This window comes from Streptomyces spongiae (genome assembly GCF_009377185.1).
Lineage (GTDB): Bacteria > Actinomycetota > Actinomycetes > Streptomycetales > Streptomycetaceae > Streptomyces > Streptomyces spongiae.
In genome coordinates this window covers 1-6,325 of the sequence record NZ_VJZC01000576.1, presented here as the reverse complement: position 1 = coordinate 6,325, position 6,325 = coordinate 1, and the positions used below count along the sequence as shown (strand labels likewise).

At 73.9% G+C, this 6,325-nt stretch carries 3 protein-coding genes; all 3 read left to right on the top strand.

What is annotated here, in order from left to right; translation table 11 throughout:
• Positions 1 to 1,018 (top strand): hypothetical protein (locus FNH08_RS41860; protein ID WP_152776746.1); only part of this gene is annotated, 1,018 nt, incomplete at its 5' end.
• Positions 1,019 to 1,066: 48 nt separating this feature from the next.
• On the top strand, positions 1,067 to 1,891 hold the full coding sequence (locus FNH08_RS41855; protein ID WP_322726325.1) for a TIGR03936 family radical SAM-associated protein: 825 nt from the start codon (positions 1,067 to 1,069) through the stop codon (positions 1,889 to 1,891).
• A gap of 260 nt (positions 1,892 to 2,151) precedes the next feature.
• The gene (locus FNH08_RS41850) at positions 2,152 to 6,255 is read left to right on the top strand and encodes an Rne/Rng family ribonuclease (RefSeq protein ID WP_152776744.1); all 4,104 of its coding nucleotides are present in this window, start codon (positions 2,152 to 2,154) and stop codon (positions 6,253 to 6,255) included.
• The last annotated feature ends 70 nt before the right edge of the window (positions 6,256 to 6,325 follow it).

The window sequence follows — 6,325 nt, the reverse complement described above, 5'->3', positions numbered from 1 at the left end:
GGCTTTGTTCGTGTGGCCGTGGGTGGCGCTGTGGCGGTACGTCATCGCGCCGGCCGGGAGGGGGATCGCCTGGCTCGCGAACGTGCTGCTCGTCGTGCCCGCCGCGTGGGTGTACCGGTATCTGCTCACCCCCGTCGGGCACGGGATCGCCTGGGTGGCCCGGGGTGCGTGGGGCGGAGTCGTCCTGGTCTGCCGCGGGATCGGAGACGGGCTCGGCTGGGTGTACGCGCGCCTGCTGACTCCGGTCGGGCACGGGATCATGTGGCTGGCCAGGGGCGTCGGGCTCGTGCTCGCCGCGCTGGGGACCGGCGTGTACACGGCCGTGGCCTGGCTGGTGCGGTATCTCCTCGTCGTCCCCGCCGTGGCGCTGTACCGCTACGTGCTCACGCCCGTCGGGCACGGGATTGCCTGGGTCGCGGGCGGGGTCGCATGGCTCGTACGGACGCTCCTCGCCGGTGTCGGGCTCGCGCTGTACTGGACGGGACGTGTGCTGCTCGTGCTGCCCGCGCTCGCGGTGTGGCGCTGGGTACTGGTACCGGTGGGGCGGGTGCTCGCCGTGGTCGGGCGGGAGATCGGCGAGGCGCTGGGGCACGCGTGGCGGATCGCCGGGTACGTGTCGCAGGCCGTCGGGCGGTTCCTCGGCACCCTCTTCCGGTGGATCTTCGTCGAGCCCGTCCGCTGGGTGTACCGCGCCGTGCTCACCCCCGTCGGACATGTCGTACGGGACGCGGTCTGGCGGCCCGCCGCCGAGGCCGTGCGCAGTGCCGGTCGCGCCGTACGTCAGGCGCTGGCCTCCGCCCGCGAGTCCGCGCGGCAGGCCCGGGCCGACATCCGGCGCATGCTCCTGGGCGAGCGGGAGCGGCGCGAGCCTGTCGGCGTTCGGGAACCTGCCGGGCTATGGGAACCTGCCGGGCTTCGGGAACCTGCCGGGCTTCGGGAACCTGCCGGGCTTCGGGAACCTGTCGGCCGCGAGGCACGTACTCTTGGTAGCAGTACCACCGCACTCACGAAGGACTGAGCGACACTGGGCAAGCGACAGCCCGAAGGCCCGCCGCCCGCACCGGCGGTGCAGCGCATCCGACTGCGCTACACCAAGCGCGGCCGCCTCCGGTTCACCAGCCACCGTGACTTCCAGCGTGCTTTCGAGCGCGCGCTGCGCCGCGCCGAGGTGCCGATGGCGTACTCGGCGGGGTTCACGCCGCACCCGAAGGTGTCGTACGCCAATGCCGCACCCACCGGTACGGGCAGTGAGGCGGAGTACCTGGAGATCGCGCTCACCGAAGCGCGCGATCCCGACAAGCTGCGCGATCTCCTCGACGAGTCGCTGCCCGCCGGGCTCGACATCGTCGACGCGGTCGAGGCCCGCGCCCCGGGCCTCGCCGACCGGCTCACCGCGTCCGTCTGGGAGCTGCGTCTCGACGGGGTGGCCCCCGAGGAGGCGGAGCGCGCGGTGGTGGCCTTCGAGGCGGCCGAGACCATCGAGGTCGAGCGCCAGACCAAGAAGGGCATGCGGGCCTTCGACGCCCGCGCCGCCGTCGTGAACCTTCAGGTGAGCCAGGAGAGCCACAGTTCGCAGCCCGCCGCAAGCGTCGGCTCCACTGGAGCGGCTGACGCCGCGCACCTTGCTGGGCCGACCGACCAGCCCTGTGCGATACTGCGGCTGGTTGTTCGGCACGTGACGCCTGCCGTACGACCCGACGACGTCCTGTCCGGTCTCCGCGCCGTGGCCGACCTGGCGCCGCCGGTCCCCGCAGCGGTGACCAGGCTGGCGCAGGGGCTGTTCGATGAAGAGACCGGCACGGTGACCGACCCGCTCGCGCCCGACCGCGAGGCAGCAGCGACCGAGCCGCACACGGCCCGCGCGACTGCCGCCGCGGCGGCGCCGGCTTAGGGAAGGTCCCGCGAAGGGACGGACGTCGTAGCGCCGCCCTCGTACTCGGGAGCCACCTGGGTCGGGCAGCGCACCGACCAGAAGACTTTCGCCAGGCCGTACGCAACACGGCGTACGGAACCGGCGAGACAAGACACAGAGAGCTCCCGTGTGGCGCCCGCGCCCCGGACGGCGGCACCGCGCACAGCGCGAGCCGCGGACGTCACCGGCATCGCCGGACCAGGCGCGGCGCCCGGGAGCCTGACGGGAGAACCGCCCGCATGCTCGAGCCGAACGAACCCGCAGAGTCCTTGACGGACTCCGAACGCAACACCCCCAGCGACACGCTGCCGCCGCGCAGGCGACGCCGTGCCGCCTCGCGCCCCGCGGGCCCGCCCGCGGCCGCCGCCGGGACGCAGGTGGAGACCACCGCGCCGGCCACACCGCCCGTGGACTCCGCGGCCCTCGCCGCCGATGAGACGGCCGCGACCACCGAGGTGGCGCGGGTCGTCGAGGTCGCGGAGACCGCTGAGACCGAGGTGGCGGTGGCTGAGACGGCCGCCACCGAGGAGACGGTGGCCGCTGCCGGGGAGGTCGTGCCTGCCCCGCGTACGCGGCGTCGGGCCACCCGGCGTGCGTCCGCACCCGCCGGGGCCCCGGAGGCCGCCGAGACCGTGGTGTCCGCTGCCCCGGTGGGCGGCGAGACCGACACGGCCGCCGAGGCCACCGAGACCGCTGGGTCCGCTGAGTCCGCAAGGGTTTCCGAGACTTCCGAGGACGTCGCCGCCCAGTCGGCTCCGGCTGCCGCCGAGGCCGCGGCTCCCGCCGGGCGTACGCGACGCCGGGCCACGCGCCGCGCTTCGGCGCCCGCCGGGGCGCCGAAGGCGGCGGAGACCGCGGAGACCGCCGTCGCCGAGACGGTCGCGGAGGCGCCCGTTGAGGCCGGGACGCACGTAGAAGCCGAGGCGCCCGCCGAGGCCGAGACCGCTGTCGTGGCCGCGGAGGCGGCCGAGGGCGCCGCTCCCCGCCGTACCCGTCGTCGTGCCACGCGGCGCGTGTCCGCGCCGACCGGGGTGCCCGCGGGGGAGGCCGCCCAGGAGCGCGTGGAGGCGCCTGTGACCGTCGACGACACCACCACCGCCGAGACCGAGACCGAGGCTGTGACCGAGGCCAGGGCCGAAAAAGCCGAAGTGGTCGTGGAGGCACAGGCCGAGGCCGGCGCCAAGCAGGAGACCAAGGCCGAGGAGGCCAAGCCCGAGGAGGCCAAGGCTCAGGAGGCCGCCGAGGAGGCCGCCCCGCGTCGTGCGCGTAGGCGGTCCGCCCGTAAGGCCGCCGGTGGCTTCTCCGAGCCCGCGGCGAAGCCCGCCGCCGAGGAGGAGGGTGGCGAGCGCTCGCAGAGGCCCGCGCGGCCGGCGGTCGCGGTGTTCCAGGCACCCGTGTTCACCGAGCCGATGTTCCAGACGCCGGAGCGGGCCGCGGCCGCCGCTGCCGCCGAGGCGGCGGAGGAGGCCACCGAGGCCGAGGAGCTCACGGCGGAGGAGAGCAGCACCGGCCCGCGGCGTCGCCGCCGTCGGCGCGGCTTCGACGAGGAGCCCGCGGCCGTGACCACCGAGGAAACGGAAGAGACCCAGGAGGCCGACGAGGCCGAGGAGTCCGCCGACGCGGAGGAAGCCGAGGGCGACGAGGTCGAGGAGACCGGAGCGCGTCGTCGTCGCCGCCGTGGTGGCCGTCGCCGTCGCCGGGGCGAGTCCGCCGAGGCGGAGGGCGAGTCCGCGGAGTCCGAGGAGCTCGCCGCCGCCCAGGCCGCGCAGGACGCCGAGGACACCGCCGAGCAGGTCGACGAGGACGCCGAGGACGCGGCCGAGGGCCGGAGCGACGACGACCAGGGCGGCTCCAGCAGCAGCCGTCGCCGTCGGCGCCGCAGGCGTCGCGCGGGTGACACGGCCACCGACGCCGAGCCCGGCGAGGGCGACCCGGAGCGGACCGTCGTCAAGGTCCGCGAGCCGAGGGAACGGCGCGGCAAGGACACCGAGCCCTCCGACGAGGTGCAGTCCATCAAGGGCTCGACCCGGCTGGAGGCCAAGAAGCAGCGCCGCCGGGAAGGCCGTGAGCAGGGCCGTCGGCGTGTGCCCATCATCACCGAGGCCGAGTTCCTGGCCCGCCGCGAGGCCGTCGAGCGCGTGATGGTCGTCCGGCAGAACGGCGACCGTACGCAGATCGGCGTCCTGGAGGACGGAGTGCTCGTCGAGCACTACGTCAACAAGGAGCAGTCGACCTCGTACGTCGGCAACGTGTACCTCGGCAAGGTGCAGAACGTGCTGCCGTCGATGGAGGCCGCGTTCATCGACATCGGCAAGGGACGGAACGCCGTCCTGTACGCCGGTGAGGTCAACTTCGAGGCGCTGGGCATGGCCAACGGCCCGCGGCGCATCGAGTCCGCGCTGAAGTCGGGGCAGTCCGTCCTCGTCCAGGTGACCAAGGACCCGATCGGGCACAAGGGCGCGCGTCTGACCAGCCAGGTCTCGCTGCCCGGCCGCTATCTGGTGTACGTCCCCGAGGGGTCGATGACCGGCATCAGCCGCAAGCTGCCCGACACCGAGCGCGCCCGGCTGAAGACCATCCTCAAGAAGATCGTCCCCGAGGACGCGGGCGTCATCGTGCGCACCGCCGCCGAGGGCGCGAGCGAGGAGGAGCTGCGCCGGGACGTCGAGCGGCTGCAGGCGCAGTGGGAGGACATCAAGAAGAAGTCGAAGAGCGGCGGCAGCTCGAACGCACCGTCGCTGCTGTACGGCGAGCCGGACATGACCGTCCGTGTCGTCCGCGACATCTTCAACGAGGACTTCTCCAAGGTCATCGTGAGCGGTGACGAGGCGTGGGAGACCGTCCACGGGTACGTCGCGCACGTCGCGCCCGACCTGGCCGACCGGCTGTCCAAGTGGACCTCCGAGGTCGACGTCTTCGCGACGTACCGGATCGACGAGCAGCTCGCCAAGGCGCTGGACCGGAAGGTCTGGCTGCCGAGCGGTGGCTCGCTGGTGATCGACAAGACCGAGGCCATGGTCGTGGTCGACGTCAACACCGGCAAGTTCACCGGCCAGGGCGGCAACCTGGAGGAGACGGTCACCAGGAACAACCTGGAGGCGGCCGAGGAGATCGTGCGCCAGCTGCGGCTGCGTGACCTGGGCGGCATCGTCGTGATCGACTTCATCGACATGGTGCTGGAGTCCAACCGGGACCTGGTGCTGCGGCGCCTGCTGGAGTGCCTGGGACGCGACCGTACGAAGCACCAGGTGGCCGAGGTGACGTCGCTGGGGCTCGTGCAGATGACCCGGAAGCGGGTCGGGCAGGGGCTGCTGGAGTCGTTCTCCGAGACCTGTGTCCACTGCAACGGGCGTGGCGTCATCGTGCACATGGATCAGGCGACGGCCGCGGGCGGGGGCGGCAAGCGGCGCAAGCGCGGGCGTGGCGGTGCCGAGCAGGAGCACGTGCACGTGGCCGAGGTGGCGGAGTCGGCCGCGGCCGAGCCCGAGGCCGTCGAGAGCGTGGCCGAGGTCGCGGCCGAGGTCGCCGAGCCCGCGGCACTGCCCTCTCCGGCCTTCGCGGCGGACGAGGAGCTGTACAGCAGCGTCGCCGAGGCCGAGGCTTCGGCGACACGTGGGCGTACGCGGCGTCGGGCGACCCGGAAGGTCTCGGCTCCGGCCAGGGCGCCGAAGGCGCGGAAGGACGCGGAGGCCGAGCCGGTCGCGGTCGAGGACCCGGTGGTGGAGACGCCTCCCGCCGTGGCGGAGGAGGCCCCGGCGGTCTCGGATTCGCCCGTGGCCGAGGCTCCCGCCGTCGAGGCGGACGCCGCGCCCAAGGGGCGTACGCGGCGTCGGGCGACCCGGAAGGTGTCGGCGCCGGCGGGGGCTCCTTCGGCCGAGGAAGCCGTGGTGACGGTGCCGGAGTCGGCCGCTGAGCCGGTTGCGGAGCCGGTGGTCTCGGAGCCGGTCGCTGAGGCTGCGGCTGAGGCCGTGGGCGAGGAGTCCGCTGAGTCGGCTGCGCCTGCGCGGCCGCGGCGGCGGGCCGTGCGGAAGGCGACCGCGCCCACCGCGTCCGAGGACGCGGCTGTCGTGGTCGTGCCGGCGGCTTCGGCGGAGTCGGAGGCACAGACAGACGGTGAGGCCTCCGCCGAGGAAGAGGCCGCGCCTGCCAAGAAGGCGGCTCGGAAGTCCGCGAAGAAGGCGACCGCGAAGAAGGCCGCCGTGAAGAAGACGGCGGCGAAGAAGACGGCTGCCGCCAAGAAGACGACGGCGAAGAAGGCGACGAAGAAGTCGGCGTCCAAGAAGACGGCCGCGGCGGCGCAGCAGGCGCCGTCCACGGTGACGGCTTCCGCCGAGGAGAGCTGAGCCCCTAGGGGCGCTTGCCTGACTCGGTGAACCGGTGCCCCGGCCCGGCGGTTCGTCCGCCGGCACCGGG